Origin of the sequence: Citricoccus nitrophenolicus (assembly GCF_047305825.1) — a bacterium.
GTDB classification, from domain to species: domain Bacteria; phylum Actinomycetota; class Actinomycetes; order Actinomycetales; family Micrococcaceae; genus Citricoccus; species Citricoccus nitrophenolicus.
Window position 1 is genome coordinate 2300816 of sequence record NZ_CP063070.1, and the last position, 17653, is coordinate 2318468.

Here is a 17653-nt window from a genome sequence, read left to right on the forward strand (position 1 = left end):
CCGGTCGGGAACCGGACGGTCCGCCGTGGCACTGCCCCAGCACGTCCTCGGAGGATGGCTCGGTAGACTTCCGTCCATGACGCCTGGCCACCACTCAGGTGCCGAGATGCCGCTCGTCGGCCGGGCCCGGGTCCTCGACGAGTTGCTGCAGGCACTGTCCCGAGCCCGTCACGGGGCGGTGCAGACGGTGGTGCTCAGCGGCCCTGCCGGCTCCGGGAAGACCGCCCTGCTGGACCACTTCCTGGCGCAGTGCGAGGCCGCGGGTCCCGGGGTCCAGCTCCTGAGCGCGGCCGGGGACGAGTGGGAGCGCGGGCTGGCTCTGTCCGGATATTCGCAGTTGATGCGCCGTGAGCCCCTGCACTCCTCCAAGGGAATCGAGGGGGCCGTGTTGCCGCGCCCGGGGACCGAGCTGGACCTCACCCCGGCGCGCGCCGCGCATTTCGCCGATACCCTGACGGCGCACCTCACGGCGCTGCAGGCTCGGTCCTGCGTGGTGGTGACCATCGACGACGTGCACCTGTTGGACGAGCCGAGCCTGCGGGTGCTGCTGTTCGCGCTGCGGCGCATCCACCGGCAGAAGGTCCTCTTCGTTCTCACCCTGGACCACGCCCGGGCCCACCAGGTCCCCTCGGGGCTGCTCGACCTGCTGAACAGCCACCGGGTGGACCACCTCCGGCTGGAGCCCTTGGAGGCCGAGGACGTGCGGGAGCTCGCGCGGCGGCGTTTCTCCCTCGACCTCGGGTCCACCGCCGCGCACGGCCTGGTCCGCCACACCCGGGGGATGCCGCAGCCGATCGTGGAGCTGTTGGGCGAGCTGCCGCCGGAGACCTGGCAGTCCTGGTTCCCCAGCCTGCCGGCCAGCTCGCGGATGCTGGCCCGGGTCCGCGGCGTGCTCGAGGCCTCCTCGGAACAGCTCGTGCATGTGGCGGAGGCCGTGGCGGTTTTGGGCGGCGCCGCGACCACGGATGCGGTCGGGTATGTCAGCGGAGTGGATTCCCTCGTGGATGCCCTCGACGAGGGCCACCGGGTGCGGCTGCTGCGCCTGGCCGTCGACCCCACCCAGGCCCTGGTCGAGTTCGTGGCTCCGGGGGCCGCCGAGGCGGTGTACGGCCAGCTGCCGCCCAGCCGGGGCCAGCGGCTGCACTGCCGGGCGGCCGACGTCGTCCCCCAGGAGGGTGACCGCCTCGGACACCGGGCGGCCGCCACCCTGGGGGTAGACGAGGACCTGGCGGCGGAGCTCGAGGCGTTCGTGCGCCGCCGGGCCCAGGTGGGGGCGTGGAGCGACGTCGCCACCGCGCTCTTCGCCGCGTCCCGCCTCTCGCCCAGCCCGGTGGCGCGAAGCCAGCGGCTGCTGCGGGGCGTGGATGCGCTCGTGGCCTCCGGGAATATCGCCCAGGCCCAGATGTGGGCCGCGGCGGTGGAGGACATGCCGCCCTCGCCCCTGCGGTCCTCCGTGCTGGGTTACCTCTCCACCGCCTCCGGGCACAACAACACGGCCCGGACCCAGCTGGAGCAGGCCTGGGCGGACAGCGATCCCGAGCGGGACCCGGCGGCGGCGGCCGCGGTGGCCCAGCGGCTGGTGCTGCACGGGGTGGCCTCCTGGGACGGGCCCACCATGGGCCGATGGGCCGAACGGGCCATGAGCCTGACCGCACCGGGCACCCCGGCGCACATCGAGTCCGCGGCGATCTACGGGCTGGGCCTCTACGCCCAGGGACGCACCGTCGAGGCGGAGCAGAGCTATGCGCGGGCCTTCGATCAGGTGGCCGAGAACGCCCAGAAGCAACGGATCCAGATGGGCTCGGCCTGGCTGGCGCTGCGGACCGACCGAGTGGAGACGGCCCTGGTGAACTTCGAGGCGGCCGTGCCCACCGAGCAGCGGGGCGGATCCCTGCGCATCTCCCTGTGGGCCGAGGCCTGGCTGGCCCGGACCCAGCTCACCCTGGGCGACTGGGACACCGCCGCGGCCACCGTCTCCCGCGCCGCCGTGCGGCTGGAGACCTCGAGGATGCCGCTGATCCGCCCCCTGCTGTACTGGACCGCCGCCGAGCTGTGGTCCATGCGGGGGGACTGGGAGCGGGCCCGGCGCTACGTGTCCTTGGCCGCCGTCCAGCCCGGGACCTACCGCGCCATGCAGGTGCCCTCCATCCTGGCCCGGGCCCGATTTCACGAGGCCCGCGCCGACTACGCCAGCGCCCTGGAGGCCCTGGAGGCGCTCGTGGAGATCGACCCCTGGACGAAGGACCGGGTCTCCTTCTGGCCCTGGCAGGACACCTATGTCAATGCCCTGGTCATGACCAACCGGGTCGAGGAGGCGGACCGGTTCCTCACGGACTTCGAGGCCGTCCCTCGGGAGCGGGCGGTGCCGTCCGACCAGGCCCGGATCGCCTGGGCCCGGGGCCGGATCACGGCCGCCCAGGGTGATCCGGACGCCGCGAGGGACCAGTTCGAGTCAGCGCTGGGGCACCTGCGCGGGCTGCAACGGCCCTACCTGCGGGCCCGCATCAGCTTCGCCTTCGGCCAGAGCATGCGCCGTGCCGGCAAGCGCGGGGTGGCCTCCTCCGTGCTGCACTCCGCCCGGGACCTGTATGACAGCCTGGGCGCGGCCACCTACGTGGAGCGCTGCGACCGGGAGCTGCAGGCCAGCGGCGTGGACGTCGGCTTGGCCGGCGACCCTGCGGAGGCCGGCCCGGTCTCCGCGGACCGGGCCGGCCCGGAGCTGACCGCGCAGGAGCGGGCCGTGGCCGAGCTGGTGGCCACCGGGGCCACGAACAAGGAGGCGGCGCAGACCCTGTTCGTGGCCGAGAAGACTGTCCAGTACCACCTGACCCGGATCTACCGGAAACTCGGCATCCGTTCCCGCAGCGCGCTCGCCGCGCGTTACCGGCCCACCGCCTGAGCCGGCTGAGCGGGCTGACGGGACGCGCCGTCGTCGGGCGTCTCTGCCGGCGCGTCCACCGCGCGGGTGGCCTGCTCCAGCGCTCGCTGGCGGGGGACACCCAGGGTGACGAGGGCGCCGAAGAGGGCCACCCCGCCGAAGATGTAGAACGCGGAGCCGCCCCCGATGCCGAGCGCCACCAGCCAGCCGCCCACCAGCGGGCCGAGGACGCCGCCGATCCGGCCGAATCCGGCCACCCAGGACACTCCGGCGGCGCGGGCGTTGGTGGTGTAGTAGTTCGAGCTGAATCCGTAGATCAACACCTGGGTGCCCAGGGTGCCGACCCCGGCCACGGCGATGAACAGGAACAGGATCGGGGCCGGGAAGGAGAAGGTCATCAGGGCCAGCGTGATGGCAGCCAGCACGAAGGTGGTGGCCACGATCCGCTGGGCGCCGAGCCGGTCCGCGGCCTTCGAGGCGATGATGCCGCCCAGGACGGCGCCGCAGTTGAGGATCAGCAGGAATGCCAGTGAGTAGTTGGTGCCGAAGCCGTAGCCCTCCATGATGCGGGGCAGCCAGGTGTTCAGCCCGTAGGTCAGCAGCAGCCCGGAGAAGGACATGAATCCCAGCAGGACCGTCGCCACGAGGAACTGCCGCGAGAAGACGGCGGCGAAGCCGCGGCGGGCGGGGGCAGCGCCCTTCTGCTGGACGATCTCCTCCTCGAGCAGCGGGATTCCGGTCCTCGCGGAGGCGGCGTGGGCCTGCTCGGTCCGGCCGCGGGAGAGCAGCCAACGGGGGGACTCGGGCAGCTTGAACCAGGCCAGGGGGAGCAGGAACAGGATGGGGGTGGCACCGAGCATGAAGAGCCCGCGCCAGCCGAGGGGTTCCAGCAGGAGGATCCCGAGCAGGGCCGCGATCACGCCGCCCGCCGGGATGCCGGAGTAGACCACGGCGTTGTAGAAGTTGCGGCGGCCGGCGGGCGCGAACTCGGCCATGGTGGCCCCCGCCGTGGCGAGGATGACGCCGAGTCCGAGCCCGGTGAGCAGGCGCATCGCGCCGAACGCGGGCACCGTGGTGGTCAGCGCGGTGATGAACATGCCGAGGGAGAACCAGGCGATGCCGCCCAGGATCAGCCGGCGGCGGCCGAAGTGGTCGCCGAGGAAGCCGCACGTGAGCGAGCCGATGAGCACCCCGATCAGGGCGAGGGACCCGAGGGCGCCGGCCGCGGCCTCGTCGACGGCCCCGAGGTGGCTGGGGTCGTCCAGCAGGGTGGAGAGCACGGTGCCGTAGATGGTCAGGTCGAAACCGTCGAACACGAGGGCCATGCAGACGATGGCGGCCACCCAGTTGGCGGTGCGGGTCTCCTTCCGTGGATCGTGTGTGGTGCCGCCGGCGGCGGGGGACAAGCCGCCGAGGGCGGGGGAGTGCAGGGTCATGACCGGGGTCCTCTCGGGTCAACGGTGGCGCGTGAACTTCAGGCCGGGATCCAGCGTGACAGCGGGGTGATGGCCGTCACATCAGGGGTATGCCCGGGGACTCGTCAGGGGGTGCCCCGGGGGTCTCTGCGGATGCGGGGCATCAGGTCGGGCCGCGTCTGGATCGCCGGTGGATGCGTCTTGCCCGGTGGCGTTGTCAGGTGGTGGGCGTCACAGCCGGATCGCTAGGGTGGGGGGCATGATCAATCCCGCACGCCTGCACTCCGACCAGTCGCGGCTGGACCGCGAGACCGCCATGCTCCTGGCCACCGTGGAGTCACTTTCCGGGGACGAGCTGGCAGCCCCCTCCCAGTGCGAGGGCTGGAGCCGGGCGGATGTCGTGGCCCATCTGGCCTCCAACGCCCGCGCCCTGGTGCGCATGGTGGACTGGGCGGTCACCGGTGAGGAGCAGCAGATCTACTCCTCCAGGGCGGCCCGGGACGAGGACATCGCCCGGATCGCGGCGATGCCGCGCAGGGAACTCATCAACGAACTGGTCGAGGCGTCCCGGTTCTTCGCCGAGCAGTCCGAGCGCCTGGCCGGCGAGGTCCAGGCCGAGGAGGTGCGGATCGGCGCCACGCCCATCCCCGCCACGTCGCTGGTGGCCGTGCGCATCTCCGAGGTGGTGGTCCACCACGCGGACCTCGACACCGCCTGGACCATCGAGGAGGCGGACCCGGACTCACTGCTCAACGCGGTGGAGGCCGCCGTGCGGGCCATGCGCGTCCGCAACGCCCCCGGCATGACCCTGGTGACCGAGGAACGCGACGAGTGGGTTATCGGCGACGGTGCCCTCAGGGTCGACTCCGACCGGGAGGGCCTGCTGGCCTGGCTGGCCCGGGGCGAGACCGAGGGCGTCGAGGCGGACGGCCCGCTGCCGGAGCTGCCGTCGTGGTGACCCACCCCCTCTCAGGCGGAAAGTGACCCCACCCCGTCACAACGGTGGGGGTGGGGTCACTTTGTGCCTGAGGGGCGAGGGGTCAGGCCGGGGTGCCGGCGAGCTCCTGACGGGACGGGGCGTTGGCCGAGAGGAACTTCCGGTAGGCCGGCAGGGTCAGGAAGTCCGGGTACTCCTCGGCCAGGGCGGAGCCGGCGAAGACCTCGAGGGCGTTGTCGAAGCGGTCACCTTCCGAACGCTCGATCCGGGCGAACTCCTCGTCCATGAGCTCCTGCATCCACTCGTGGGTCGCGGTACGGGTGCCACCTGCTGTCAGGCCCACCTCGGACCCGGCGTTGATCCACTGCCAGATCTGGGACCGGGAGATCTCCGCCGTGGCGGCGTCCTCCATGAGGTTGTGGATGGCGGCGGCGCCGTTGCCCCGCAGCCAGGACTCCACGTACCGGATGCCCACCTCGATGTTCATCCGCACGCCGGCCTCCGTGATGGAGCCCGGGGTCTCGGACACGGCCAGCAGTCCGGCGGCGTCCGGCACTACGTCCTCGCGCCGGTTGGTGCGGATCTGGTTGCGTGTCTCGCCGAGCACTGCGTCGAAGACCTCCATGGCCACCGGCACCAGGTCCGGGTGGGCCACCCAGGAGCCGTCGAAGCCGTCGCCCGCCTCGCGCGTCTTGTCATCGCGCACCTTGGCCAGGGCATTTTCGTTGGCCTCCGGGTCACGGCGGTTCGGGATGAAGGCGGCCATGCCGCCGATCGCCGAGGCGCCGCGCTTGTGGCAGGCCCGCACGAGCTGGTCGGTGTAGGAACGCATCATCGGCGCCGTCATGGTCACGTCCGCGCGGTCCGGCAGGACGAACTGATCGCCGCGGTCCCGGAAGTTCTTGATGATGGAGAAGATGTAGTCCCAACGGCCAGCGTTCAGGCCGGCGGCGTGGTTGCGCAGCTGGTAGAGGATCTCCTCCATCTCGAAGGCCGCGGTGATGGTCTCGATCAGCACCGTGGCGCGCACGGTGCCCTGCGGGATGCCGAGCAGGTCCTGGGCCACCACGAAGATGCAGTTCCACAGGCGGGCCTCGAGGTGGTTCTCCGTCTTCGGCAGGTAGAAGTAGGGGCCGACGCCGCGGCGCAGCAGCTCCTTGGCGTTGTGGAAGAAGTAGAGGCCGAAGTCCACGAGCGCACCGGCCATCGGCTCACCGTCCACGAGCAGGTGGTCCTCGTCCAGGTGCCAGCCGCGGGGGCGCACGATGATCGTGGGGCGGTCCACCAGCTGCACCCCGCCGAGCTTGTACTCCTTGCCCTCGGGGGACGTGAAGTCGATCTGGCGACGGATGGCGTCCCGCAGGTTGACCTGGCCGTTCAGCATGTTGGACCAGGACGGCGAGGAGGAGTCCTCGAAGTCGGCCAACCAGCACTTGGCCCCGGAGTTCATCGCGTTGATGGTCATCTTCCGGTCCACCGGCCCCGTGATCTCCACGCGGCGGTCCTTCAGTCCCGGCGCCAGGGGGGCCACACGCCACGAGTCGTCCTCGCGGATGGTGCGGGTCTCCGGCAGGAAGTCCGGGGTCCACCCCTCGGAGATCCGCTGGCGCATCTCTTCGCGCCGGGTCAGCAGCTCGGCCCGGCGGCCGTTGAAGCGGCGGTGCAAGGTGGCCAGGAAGTCGAGCGCATCAGGAGTGAGGATCTCCTCCTGGCGGGGCTGGTGCGGTCCGGTGATGGTCACCGAGTTGAGGGTGATGGGCTGGTCGGTGGGGAACATGGGAGTCTCCTCGGGGAGTCGTGCGTTGCCGGCCTCGGTGCCGGCGGCGCTGGCGCGCGGTGCGCACCGGAAAAGCGGAAAGAGAGTGAAGAGCCCCAGGGGTGGTGGTGGGGAAAACTGCGGGGAAGAAAGGGGCGACGCCGGCCGGTCAGGTGGGGGCCGGCGTCGCCCTGGGGTAGGTGGTTCAGAACCGGTGGGTCAAACCCGGATCAGAACTGCCCGGCCTCGGTGGAGCCGGCGAGTGCCGTGGTGGAGCTCTCCGGGTTGAGGGCGGTGGAGATGGCATCGAAGTAACCGGTGCCGACCTCGCGCTGGTGCTTGGTGGCGGTGTAGCCGCGAGCCTCGTCGGCGAACTCGCGCTCCTGCAGCTCCACGTAGGCGGACATCTGGCGCTCGTGGTAGCCCTTGGCCAGATCGAACATGGAGTGGTTCAGGGCGTGGAAGCCGGCCAGCGTGATGAACTGGAAGGTGTAGCCCATGGCCCCGAGCTCGCGCTGGAACTTGGCGATGGTGGCATCGTCCAGGTTCTTCCTCCAGTTGAAGGACGGGGAGCAGTTGTAGGAGAGCATCTGGTCCGGGAACTCGGACTTGACGGCCTCGGCGAACTTCTTGGCCAGCTCCAGGTCCGGGGTGCCGGTCTCCATCCAGATGAGGTCGGAGTACGGGGCGTAGGCCTTGGCGCGGGCGATGCAGGGCTCGATCCCGTTGCGGACCTTGTAGAAGCCCTCCGCCGTGCGCTCGCCGGTGATGAAGTCGGCGTCCCGGGAGTCCACATCAGAGGTGATGAGGGTGGCGGCCTCCGCGTCGGTGCGGGCGATGACCACGGAGGGGACATCGGCCACGTCGGCCGCCAGGCGGGCGGCGTTCAGGGTGCGGATGTGCTGGCCGGTCGGGATGAGGACCTTGCCGCCCAGGTGGCCGCACTTCTTCTCCGAGGCCAGCTGGTCCTCCCAGTGCACGCCCGAGGCGCCGGAGGAGATCATGGACTTCATCAACTCGTAGGCGTTCAGCGGGCCGCCGAAGCCGGCCTCGGCGTCGGCGACGATCGGGGCCAGGTAGTCGTCCACGGTCTGGACACCCTCGGAGAACTCGATCTGGTCGGCACGCATCAGGGCGTTGTTGATGCGGCGGACGACCTGCGGCACCGAGTTGGCCGGGTAGAGGGACTGGTCCGGGTAGGTGTGGCCGGAGAGGTTGGCGTCCGCGGCGACCTGCCAGCCGGAGAGGTAGATGGCGCGCAGGCCGGCCTTGACCTGCTGCACGGCCTGGTTGCCGGTGAGGGCGCCCAGCGCGTTGGTGTACGAACCCTCGGCGTGCTCCTCGGTGAGCTGCTTCCACAGCTTCTCGGAGCCGCGGCGGGCCAGGGTGTGCTCCTCCTGGACCCGGCCGCGCAGCTTGACGACGTCCGCGGCGGTGTAGGTGCGCTCGGTGTTCGCCCAGCGGGGGTTGTGGTCCCAGTCGTGCTGGATCTGCTCGGCGGAGGCCGGGGTGTGCTGGTTGGTCTGCTCAGTCATGGCAGTCTCCTCGGGTCTGGGTTCTGGATCCTGTGGTCGAAGCGGTACGTCTCTGCTTCGTTGAGATCCAGTCTTGACGCGATGGAAGCGAGTTGGGGCAGATTCTCGAGAAAAGTTCCGCTGCAAATGACAGGAGTCAAGAAAGGCGATCTTTGGCGACAGTGGCCGTCTTCGTTGACGATAACCGTGATTCATCAGTAAAGATCGGCGAATGTCTTTCCAGGGGTCGGGTTATCCCGAGGTCAGGCCCTCTGCGAGGTCCCGGGCGTAGGCCTCGTGGTCCGGGAAGCCGACCAGTGCCTGCGGTGGCGCGGTGGCGACGGCCGGGGAAACCGGTTCCATGGTGCCCGGCAGGGCCAAGGCCTCCTGCAGGCTGCCGACCGGCTCCAGGGTCCGGAACTGCGCCCAGGTGGGCGGCAGGAGCTGATGCCGTCCGGAGCGGAAGTCCTCCAGCGCGGCCGTTGCGGTCGTCCACCGGCTGCCCACCCCCTCGAAGGACAGCGTGCCCGGCGATTGGTGCCGGGGGAGGGCAGTGAGGAAGAAGAAGGTGTCGTAGCGGCGGGACTGGCCCGACGGGGTGATCCACCGGGAGGCCGGCCTCAGGCCGCTGACCGCAGGGCGCAGGTCCAGGTCGGTCAGGAGGGCCCCGAAGTCCAGCTCGTGCCGCTCGACGCGGATTCGGGTGTCGGCCGGCAGTCCCTCGACCAGGGCTGCGTCGACGGGCGTGCCGTCCCGGTGCTGCGCCAGGAGGATCCCGGTCTCCTCGAAGGTCTCCCGCACCACGCCGGCCAGCACCTGACCGGCCGCATGCGGGTTGAGTCCCAGCAACCGGCCCCAGGCGGCGAGGTCCGTGCCCTCCCAGAGTCGGCCGGGCAGCTCGTCGCTGGGGTCGATGCGGCCGCCCGGGAAGGCGGAGACCCCGGCGCTGAAGGCGAGCTTCGTGGACCGGGTGATCGTGAAGACCTCGGGGGGCCGTGCGCCCGGGGAGTCGGGGTGGATGGTCGTTCCGGGGCGGAGCAGCAGGACGGTTGCGGCCCGGGCGATCGGCGGCATGGCGTCCGTGGTGGTCATGCCGCGTCTCCGGGGTCAGTCGTGGCGGCGGGATGTGAGCTGCCGGCCAGGGAGCGGTAGGCCATCCCGGCCAGGATGGCACCGGCGGGCTCGGCGGGCTCGGCCCGGTCGACCAGGGAATCGACGGCGCTGTGTGGGGTGGAGTTGAGCAGTCCGAAGGTGCCGAGCAGACGGACCTGGCGCTCGCCGCCGTCGAGGTCCGGGCGCAGACGTGCCAGCACCCCGTCCCAGAGCTGGACGTACTCGCGCTGCAACCGGCGCACCTCCTGGTTGTCCTCTGATGCCAGGGAGGGCAACTCCCGGTCCTGGATGCGGATGACGTCTGGATCCGAGGTGGCGAAGTCGAGGTGGAAGCGGACGAGTCGTGCCAGGGTCAGGGCCGGGTCTCCCGCCCGGCCGGGTCCGCTCTCCTCGGTCAGGATGGCGCGGCAACCGTCCAACAGTCGCTCGGAGGCGTCCACGAGGATCTCCGCGAGCAGCGCGTCCTTGCTGGAGAAGTGCTTGTAGAGGGCCGGGCCGCTCATGCCCACGGCCTCGCCGAGGTCCGCGGTGGACACGGCTGCGAAGCCGCGCTCGGCGAACAGCCTGGCCGCGGACTCCATCAGTGCGGCACGCCGATGGGCCTTCTGGGTGGCCCGCCAGGTTGCGGTCATCTGGTTGCTCCCGGGTGTGTGGGACTCCAGCATAGACAACTTCGGTTACTAACCGCTAACCTGATTTCAGTTACCGATCGCTCACCCAAAGGACGGCGCCGTCGATGTCGACAACCTACCCAGAACTGATCGCCGAATTGCGCGAGCGGCGTGCCACGGCCGCCCTCGGCGGTCCGGAGAAGTCGCGCCAGAAGCACACGGACCGCGGCAAGCTGCTGGCCCGGGACCGCGTGGACCTCCTGTTGGATGAGGGCAGCCCCTTCCTGGAGGTGGCGCCCCTGGCCGGCTTCGAACTGTACGGGGGAGACGCCCCGGCCGCCGGGGTGGTGGCCGGCATCGGCATCGTCGAGGGCCGTCAGGTCATGATCGTGGCCAATGACGCCACGGTGAAGGGCGGGACCTACTACCCCATCACGGTGAAGAAGCACCTGCGGGCCCAGGAGATCGCCACCGAGAACCGGCTGCCCTGCCTCTACCTGGTGGACTCGGGCGGCGCGTTCCTGCCGATGCAGGACGAGGTCTTCCCGGACCGGGACCACTTCGGCCGGATCTTCTTCAACCAGGCGCGGATGTCCCGGGACGGCATCCCGCAGATCGCCGCCGTCATGGGCTCCTCCACGGCCGGCGGCGCCTACGTCCCCGCCATGAGCGATGAGACCGTGATCGTGCGGAACCAGGGCACCATCTTCCTGGGCGGCCCGCCGCTCGTGAAGGCCGCCACCGGCGAGATCGTCACGGCCGAGGATCTGGGTGGCGGTGAGGTGCACTCCAAGGTCTCCGGCGTCACGGACCACCTCGCGGAGAACGATGAGCACGCCCTGCAGATCGTCCGGGACATCGTCGCCACCCTCCCGGAGTCCCCGGCGTTGCCCTACACCCCAGCCGGCGTGACGGAACCCGAGCACGCACCGGAGACGCTCACGGACGTGGTGCCGGTGTCACTGACCAGTCCCTATGACGCCCGGGAGATCATCGCCCGCACCATCGATGCGGAGAGCTTCCACGAGTTCAAGGCCGAGTACGGCACCACTCTGGTGACTGGCTTCGCCCGGATCCACGGCCACCGCGTGGGCATCCTCGCCAACAACGGGGTGCTCTTCGCCGAGTCCGCCCTGAAGGGCGCCCACTTCATCGAGCTGTGCGAGCAGCGCCAGATCCCCCTGCTGTTCCTGCAGAACATCACCGGCTTCATGGTGGGCCGCGAGTACGAGTCCGGGGGCATCGCCAAGCACGGCGCCAAGATGGTCAACGCGGTGGCCACGGCCTCCGTTCCCAAGCTGACGGTCGTCGTCGGCGGCTCCTTCGGGGCCGGCACCTACTCGATGTGCGGCCGCGCGTACTCGCCCCGGTTCCTCTGGCTGTGGCCGAACGCGAGGGTCTCCGTGATGGGCGGCCCGCAGGCCGCCTCTGTGCTGTCCACCGTGCGCCGCGATCAGATCGAGGCCGGCGGTGGCTCCTGGACCCCCGAGGAACAGGCCGAGTTCGAGGCCCCCACGCGTGAACAGTACGAACGTCAGGGCAGCCCCTACTACTCCACGGCCCGGCTCTGGGACGACGGCATCATCGAGCCGGCCCAGACCCGTGACGTGCTGGGCCTGGCCCTCGATGTCGTGATGCGTTCGCCGTCAGACCGTACCGCCCAGACTTCCGCCAACCAGACGTCGTCCTTCGGCGTCTTCAGGATGTGAGCACGATGCCAGAGAAGACGACCCACACCATGTTCACCACCGTCCTCATCGCCAACCGCGGCGAGATCGCCTGCCGCGTGATCCGCACCCTGCGCTCGATGGGCATCCGTTCCGTGGCGGTGTACTCGGACGCCGATGCCGGCGCGCGCCACGTGCGGTTGGCCGACGCGGCCGTGCGGCTGGGGCCGGCCCCGGCCTCCCAGAGTTACCTGGACATCGAGGCGGTGCTGGCTGCCGCCCGTGCGACCGGTGCCGAGGCGATCCACCCCGGCTATGGCTTCCTGGCCGAGAACGCAGCCTTCGCCCAGGCCTGCGCTGACGCCGGGATCGTGTTCATCGGACCCGAGGCGGAATCCATCCGGGTCATGGGGGACAAGATCACCGCGAAGAACGCCGTGAAAGCACGCGGAGTGCCGACCGTCCCGGGCATCGCGAAGCCTGGCCTGAGCAACGGCGAGCTCGCCGCGGCGGCCCCGGGTATCGGCTACCCGATGCTTATCAAGCCCTCTGCGGGCGGCGGCGGCAAGGGCATGCACGTGGTGCAGACCGAGGACCAACTCGCCGGCTCATTGGAGGCCGCCCGGCGTGAGGCCGCCGCGAGCTTCGGCGATGACACCCTGTTCATCGAACGCTACGTCACCACCCCGCGCCACATCGAGGTGCAGGTCCTGGCTGACGCCCACGGCAACGTCATACACCTCGGGGAACGCGAGTGCTCGCTGCAGCGCCGCCACCAGAAGGTCATCGAGGAGGCGCCCTCACCCCTGCTGGACGAGGCCACCCGGGCCCGGATCGGGGAAGCCGCCTGCGAGACCGCCCGGTCCGTGGGCTACCGCGGGGCCGGCACGGTGGAGTTCATCGTGCCGGCCGACTCCCCGGACGAGTTCTTCTTCATGGAGATGAACACCCGCCTGCAGGTCGAGCACCCGGTCACGGAGGAGGTCACCGGAGTCGACCTGGTGGAGCAGCAGCTGCGGGTGGCCGCCGGCCAGCCGCTCGAGCTGGACCAGGAGGACATCGTCCTGAATGGCCACTCTATCGAGACCCGCATCTACGCCGAGGACCCGGCCGCCGGCTTCCTGCCGACCGGCGGCCGGGTGGAGCACGTGCGCCATCCCGAGGGGGAGGGGGTCCGGGTGGACACCGCCCTGGAGGACGGGCTGACCGTCTCCATCGACTACGACCCGATGATCGCCAAGGTCATCACCTGGGGCCGGGACCGCGAGGAGGCCCGCGCCCGCATGGTCGCCGCGCTGGAGAACACGGCGGTGGTCGGCTTCACCACCAACATCGAGTTCCTGCGCGCCCTGCTCCAATGGCCGGCCGTCGTCGCCGGAGACCTGGACACCGGCCTGATCGCCCGCGCGTTCGACTCGATCGAGTTCGCCGTGCCGGGCGAGCGGGAGTTCCGCGAGGCCGCCCTGCTGATGGACGCCGCGCGGGGCTCCTCTGCCGCACCGTGGCAGCGCCGCGACGGCTGGCGGCTGGGCGCCCCCGCACCTCGGCGGTTCCCGCTGGTCGCGGCGGACGGGACCCGCCGGACCGTGCTGCTGACCGGGACCGTGGACGCCCCCGCGGTCCTTCCAGCGCCCGACGACGGCCGGTCCGGTGCCCTGCCCGCGCTCGTCAAGCGTCGGGGGCAGGACGTGACCGTCACGATCGGGGGCGTCGGGCGCAGCTTCACGGCTGTCGTCGGGCCGGAGGGGGTCCAATTCACCCGGCTGGGAGCCCTCTTCGACATCCGCCGGGTCCACGCCGACCACAGCATCCAGGGCGAGGCCGAGTCCAACCCCACGCTGACCTCGCCGATGCCGGGCACGGTGTTGGTGACTCCGGTGGCGGACGGTGACGTGGTGGCCGAGGGCGATGCCGTGATCGTGGTCGAGGCCATGAAGATGGAACACGTCATCCGGTCCACCGTGGCGGGCACGGTGGCACTGCATGCCTCCGTGGGAGATGCGGTGTCCCGTGGGCAGGCGCTCGCGGTGATCACCCCGGAGGAGAATGCGAGTACCGACGACGAGGAGGGTGCGGCATGAGCGGGCAGCGGATCGTGCAGCGGGGACTGTACTTCGACGAGATGGAAGAGGGCGCCGTCTACGTGCACAGCCCCGGCCGGACCGTGACCGAGGCGGACAACGTCCTGTTCACCACCCAGACCATGAACACCCAGTCCCTGCATCTGGATGCGGCCTGGTCCGCGGACACCGAGTTCGGGGAGCCGCTGGTCAACAGCATGTTCACGCTCTCCACGCTGGTGGGGTTGTCCGTGGCGCAGCTGACGCAGGGGACCATCGTGGCCAACCTCGGCTTCTCCGAGGTGACGTTCCCGGCACCGATGCGGCACGGGGACACCCTGTACGCCGAGACGCTGATCGCGGGGAAGCGGCGCTCCACGTCTCGCCCGCACCAGGGGATCGTGGAATTCCACCACACGGCCAGGAACCAGGACGGGACGGTGGTGGCCACGGCGAAGCGGTCCACCCTCATGCAGGTCTCCCCGGAGGCGCTGGCCGCGGAGGGGGAGGCATGAGCGGATTCGACAGCTTCGAGGTCGGGCCAGCCATCCTGTTCTGCCCGGCCGACCGGCCCGATCGCTATGCCAAGGCGGCTGCGGCGGCAGATGCGGTGATCCTGGACCTCGAGGATGCCGTGGCCCCCGCGGACAAGGCGGCGGCGCGGGGGCATGTGGTGGCCTCCTCCCTGGACCCGGAGGGCACCATCGTCCGGGTGAATCCCGTGGGCGGTGAGACGGCGGAGGAGCATCGGCTCGATCTCGCGGCGCTCGACGGCGGCCGGTACCGGACACTGATGGTCGCCAAGGTCGAGGATCCGGTCCAGCTGGACCACCTGCATGCGGCCGCATACCGGGTGATCGCCCTCTGCGAGACGGCCGCCGGGGTGGAACGGGCCTTTGAGATCGCCCGGCACCCGGCCGTCGTCGCGCTCATGTGGGGCGCCGAGGACCTGGTGGCCTCGATGGCGGGAAAGTCCAGCCGCTTCGCCGGCGGCCCGCGCGCCGGTCAGTACCGCGAGGTGGCCCGGTATGCGCGCTCACGGGTGCTGATCGCCGCCAACGCCGCCGGCAAGGTGGCGGTGGACACGGTGTTCATGGACATCGGCGATCTGGACGGTCTGCGGGACGAGACCGAGGACGCGGTGGCCTCCGGGTTCGCCGCCACCGCGTGCATCCACCCCTCGCAGGCGGAGACGATCCGGCAGGCCCACGCCCCGAGTGCTGAAGAGGTGGAATGGGCCGAGGCGGTATTGAATGAAGCGGCGAGTCAGCCGGGAGTCTTCCGATTCCGCGGGCGCATGGTGGACGAGCCGATCCTGCGGCAGGCGCGGCGGATCGTGGGTTGAGGCCCGCCGGGTCGAGTGAGGCCGGAGGGGCCGCTTCAGCTGTCAAGGGCCGCCAAGGCCACACCGTCCACGGAACGTCGCAGGTCCTCTGCCGTGAGGGCTAGCGCCCGGATGAGTCGTCGTTCTCCGGTCAGGTGCGTCCAGTCGTAGGTGTGACGCACCCGGGTACCTGCCGAACTGGGCATCAATTCCCACCGCCACAACTGCCCGGAGGGGTCCTCACCCTTCGGCGCGGGGACCCAGGCGATCCGGCGGTCCTGAACGAACTCGACCACCGTGTTCACGGTGGTCACGCCGCTGACGAGGTTCACCTCGAAGGTGTCCCCCGCTGCGGTGATCGTCTGTCCCTCAGCAGCGGAGGCGAGGTTGTCCCGGCGGCCCCATTCGACGTGGCGTGCCGGATCCGCCAGAAGGACGAACAGGGACGAGGCGCTGGCATGGACGGTGCGTTCGGCCGTGACGATGCGGTCTGCGCTCGCCACCATCTCAGCGCAGCAGCTCGTCCGAGTACTCGACCGAGGCCGAGCGTTCCGGGGCAGCGGCAGTCGCGGCCCCGCCGTCGGGATGGATCTGGTCCTCGCGGCGGCGCAGTTCCACCCGGCGGATCTTGCCGGAGATGGTCTTGGGCAATTCGTGGAACTCGAGGCGCCGGATCCGCTTGTAGGGGGCCAGGTGGTCCCGGCAGTACTGCAGGATCTCAGCGGCGGTCTCCTCGTTCGGCTCCCATCCCTCGGCCAGGCGGACGTAGGCCTTCGGCACGGCGAGGCGGATCGGATCGGGGGAGGGGACCACGGCGGCCTCGGCCACAGCGGGGTGTTCGATGATGGCGGATTCCAGCTCGAACGGGGAGAGCCGGTAGTCGGAGGCCTTGAAGACGTCGTCGTTGCGCCCCACGTAGGTGATGATGCCCTCGGCGTCACGGGAGACGAGGTCCCCCGTGTGGTAGAGGCCGTCCCGGAAGGCGAACGCCGTCTTCTCAGGGTCGCCCCAGTATCCCGGTGTCAGCCCCACCGGGCGGGGATCCAGCCGCAGGCACAGCTCGCCCGACTCCGCGGACTCCTCGTCCGTGTCCGGGTCGATCAGCAGGACGTCGTACCCCGGCAGGGGGCGGCCCATGGCTCCCGGACGGACGGGCTGGCCGGGGGTGTTCGCCACCTGCAGGGTGGATTCGGTCTGGCCGAATCCGTCGCGGATCTGGCTGCCCCAGGCTGACTCCACTCGGGCGATCACCTCAGGGTTGAGCGGCTCGCCCGCCGCCACGATCTTGGTCGGCGGCGTCTTCAGCTGCGACAGGTCGGCTTGGATGAGCATCCGCCATACCGTGGGCGGGGCGCAGAAGCTGGTGACCTTCTCCCGCTCCATCTGGTCCATCAGGGCCAGGGCGTCGAACCGTCCGTAGTTGTACAGGAACACGGTGGCCTCGGCGATGAACGGGGCGAAGAAATTGGACCAGGCGTGCTTGGCCCAGCCGGGGGAGGCCACATTGAGGTGGACGTCCCCCGGCTCGAGGCCGATCCAGTACATGGTGGACAGATGGCCCACCGGGTAGGACGTGTGGGTGTGCTCCACGAGCTTGGCCCGGGAGGTGGTGCCGGAGGTGAAGTAGAGCAGCAGGGTCTCATCCGCACGGGTCGGGATGTCCAGATGGAACTCGGCCGCCGCGTTGAAGGAGTCCTGCCAATCGTGCAGCGGACGAGCGGGTGCCTCTCCATCCGGGACCTCACCCAGGTGGACGATCTGGAAGTCGCCGGGGACATCACGGAACTTCGGGACCTCGGGCCCATTCGTCACCACCCACGTGGCCTCCCCTCGCTCCACGCGGTCCGCGAGGTCGGCCGCTCCGAGCATGAGCGTGGAGGGGATCACCGGGGCACCGAGCCGGAAGCACGCCAGCATGACCTCCCACAGTTCCACCTGGTTGCCGAGCATCACGATCACCCGGTCGCCGCGGCGCACCCCGATCTGTGAGAGCCAGGTGGCCACCTGATGGGACCGTTCGGAGAGCTCCCGGTAGCTACGCCGCTCAGTGCGGCCGTCCTCCTCGACGATGACGAGGGCCGGTTGCCCGCCGCGGGGCCCGGCCGCGATGTCGTCGATCCAGTCAGAGGCGAAGTTGAAGTGCTCGAACCGGGGCCATGCGAACGTTCGGTGGGCCGTGTCCGGATCAGTGCGGCAGTCCAGCAACTGATCCCGAGCGGCGCGGAACTGGTCGGCGTTGGTCAAGGCGGACATGGTGGCCTTTCGGTGGTCCGGCAGGTGGTGATCCAGATCTCCATGCTTACACCAGTTGCCCCGAGAGGGGGGTGCGAGGGTGAGCTCGATCACTCTGCGGAATTTACTAGGACTCCCTAGTAATT

The 17653-nt window shown here is 70.3% G+C and carries 13 protein-coding genes; 6 read left to right on the plus strand and 7 right to left on the minus strand.

Going from position 1 to position 17653, the window contains the following annotated elements; all coding sequences use genetic code 11:
* Nucleotides 1–76 precede the first annotated feature (76 nt).
* The gene (locus tag IMT31_RS10620; protein ID WP_413542736.1) at nucleotides 77–2899 is read left to right on the plus strand and encodes an AAA family ATPase; all 2823 of its coding nucleotides are present in this window, start codon (nucleotides 77–79) and stop codon (nucleotides 2897–2899) included.
* Here IMT31_RS10620 and IMT31_RS10625 read toward each other — a convergent pair.
* Nucleotides 2881–4314, minus strand: a complete 1434-nt coding sequence (locus IMT31_RS10625; protein ID WP_413542737.1) for an MFS transporter — start codon at nucleotides 4312–4314, stop codon at nucleotides 2881–2883. The two genes, IMT31_RS10620 and IMT31_RS10625, sit on opposite strands and share 19 nt — an antisense overlap.
* 238 nt (nucleotides 4315–4552) lie before the next feature.
* Here IMT31_RS10625 and IMT31_RS10630 point away from each other — a divergent pair, with 238 nt between their 5' ends.
* Nucleotides 4553–5251: a maleylpyruvate isomerase family mycothiol-dependent enzyme gene (locus IMT31_RS10630; protein WP_413542738.1), complete on the plus strand. Its 699-nt coding sequence runs from the start codon at nucleotides 4553–4555 to the stop codon at nucleotides 5249–5251.
* A gap of 82 nt (nucleotides 5252–5333) precedes the next feature.
* On the opposite strand, the gene aceB is transcribed toward IMT31_RS10630, so the two are convergent.
* The 4 genes from aceB to IMT31_RS10650 form a co-directional block, all read right to left on the minus strand.
* The gene (gene aceB / locus IMT31_RS10635; RefSeq protein WP_413542739.1) at nucleotides 5334–7007 is read right to left on the minus strand and encodes a malate synthase A; all 1674 of its coding nucleotides are present in this window, start codon (nucleotides 7005–7007) and stop codon (nucleotides 5334–5336) included.
* A gap of 209 nt (nucleotides 7008–7216) precedes the next feature.
* On the minus strand, nucleotides 7217–8521 hold the full coding sequence (gene aceA, locus IMT31_RS10640) for an isocitrate lyase (protein ID WP_413542740.1): 1305 nt from the start codon (nucleotides 8519–8521) through the stop codon (nucleotides 7217–7219).
* A gap of 231 nt (nucleotides 8522–8752) precedes the next feature.
* Entirely contained in the window at nucleotides 8753–9592 is an 840-nt protein-coding gene (locus tag IMT31_RS10645) for an NUDIX hydrolase (protein WP_413542741.1), read from the minus strand.
* Complete coding sequence (locus IMT31_RS10650) at nucleotides 9589–10245, minus strand: TetR/AcrR family transcriptional regulator (RefSeq protein ID WP_345362442.1); 657 nt, start codon at nucleotides 10243–10245, stop codon at nucleotides 9589–9591. The genes IMT31_RS10645 and IMT31_RS10650 overlap by 4 nt, the downstream gene beginning before the upstream one ends.
* Nucleotides 10246–10349: 104 nt before the next feature.
* Between IMT31_RS10650 and IMT31_RS10655 the strand changes: the two genes are divergently transcribed.
* The 4 genes from IMT31_RS10655 to IMT31_RS10670 are packed head-to-tail and all read left to right on the plus strand — an operon-like array spanning nucleotide 10350 to nucleotide 15296.
* Nucleotides 10350–11933, plus strand: a complete 1584-nt coding sequence (locus tag IMT31_RS10655; RefSeq protein ID WP_413542742.1) for a carboxyl transferase domain-containing protein — start codon at nucleotides 10350–10352, stop codon at nucleotides 11931–11933.
* 5 nt (nucleotides 11934–11938) lie between these two features.
* On the plus strand, nucleotides 11939–13972 hold the full coding sequence (locus tag IMT31_RS10660) for an acetyl-CoA carboxylase biotin carboxylase subunit (RefSeq protein WP_413542743.1): 2034 nt from the start codon (nucleotides 11939–11941) through the stop codon (nucleotides 13970–13972).
* Nucleotides 13969–14466 (plus strand): MaoC family dehydratase, encoded by a 498-nt coding sequence (locus tag IMT31_RS10665; RefSeq protein ID WP_345362433.1) that lies wholly within the window; start codon nucleotides 13969–13971, stop codon nucleotides 14464–14466. The genes IMT31_RS10660 and IMT31_RS10665 overlap by 4 nt, the downstream gene beginning before the upstream one ends.
* Complete coding sequence (locus tag IMT31_RS10670) at nucleotides 14463–15296, plus strand: HpcH/HpaI aldolase/citrate lyase family protein (protein WP_413542744.1); 834 nt, start codon at nucleotides 14463–14465, stop codon at nucleotides 15294–15296. The genes IMT31_RS10665 and IMT31_RS10670 overlap by 4 nt, the downstream gene beginning before the upstream one ends.
* Nucleotides 15297–15331: 35 nt before the next feature.
* Here IMT31_RS10670 and IMT31_RS10675 read toward each other — a convergent pair whose 3' ends face one another.
* Nucleotides 15332–15781: a polyketide cyclase gene (locus IMT31_RS10675; RefSeq protein ID WP_413542745.1), complete on the minus strand. Its 450-nt coding sequence runs from the start codon at nucleotides 15779–15781 to the stop codon at nucleotides 15332–15334.
* A gap of 1 nt (nucleotide 15782) precedes the next feature.
* Entirely contained in the window at nucleotides 15783–17528 is a 1746-nt protein-coding gene (locus IMT31_RS10680; protein WP_413542746.1) for an AMP-binding protein, read from the minus strand.
* Nucleotides 17529–17653 lie beyond the last annotated feature (125 nt).

Coding starts and splice junctions, on each gene's coding strand:
- IMT31_RS10665 (WP_345362433.1), top strand. CDS start 13,969: ATGAGCGGGCAGCGGATCGTGCAGCGGGGACTGTACTTCGACGAGATG.
- aceB (WP_413542739.1), bottom strand. CDS start 7,007: ATGTTCCCCACCGACCAGCCCATCACCCTCAACTCGGTGACCATCACC.
- aceA (WP_413542740.1), bottom strand. CDS start 8,521: ATGACTGAGCAGACCAACCAGCACACCCCGGCCTCCGCCGAGCAGATC.
- IMT31_RS10620 (WP_413542736.1), top strand. CDS start 77: ATGACGCCTGGCCACCACTCAGGTGCCGAGATGCCGCTCGTCGGCCGG.
- IMT31_RS10660 (WP_413542743.1), top strand. CDS start 11,939: ATGCCAGAGAAGACGACCCACACCATGTTCACCACCGTCCTCATCGCC.
- IMT31_RS10675 (WP_413542745.1), bottom strand. CDS start 15,781: ATGGTGGCGAGCGCAGACCGCATCGTCACGGCCGAACGCACCGTCCAT.
- IMT31_RS10680 (WP_413542746.1), bottom strand. CDS start 17,528: ATGTCCGCCTTGACCAACGCCGACCAGTTCCGCGCCGCTCGGGATCAG.
- IMT31_RS10625 (WP_413542737.1), bottom strand. CDS start 4,314: ATGACCCTGCACTCCCCCGCCCTCGGCGGCTTGTCCCCCGCCGCCGGC.
- IMT31_RS10670 (WP_413542744.1), top strand. CDS start 14,463: ATGAGCGGATTCGACAGCTTCGAGGTCGGGCCAGCCATCCTGTTCTGC.
- IMT31_RS10655 (WP_413542742.1), top strand. CDS start 10,350: ATGTCGACAACCTACCCAGAACTGATCGCCGAATTGCGCGAGCGGCGT.
- IMT31_RS10630 (WP_413542738.1), top strand. CDS start 4,553: ATGATCAATCCCGCACGCCTGCACTCCGACCAGTCGCGGCTGGACCGC.
- IMT31_RS10650 (WP_345362442.1), bottom strand. CDS start 10,245: ATGACCGCAACCTGGCGGGCCACCCAGAAGGCCCATCGGCGTGCCGCA.
- IMT31_RS10645 (WP_413542741.1), bottom strand. CDS start 9,592: ATGACCACCACGGACGCCATGCCGCCGATCGCCCGGGCCGCAACCGTC.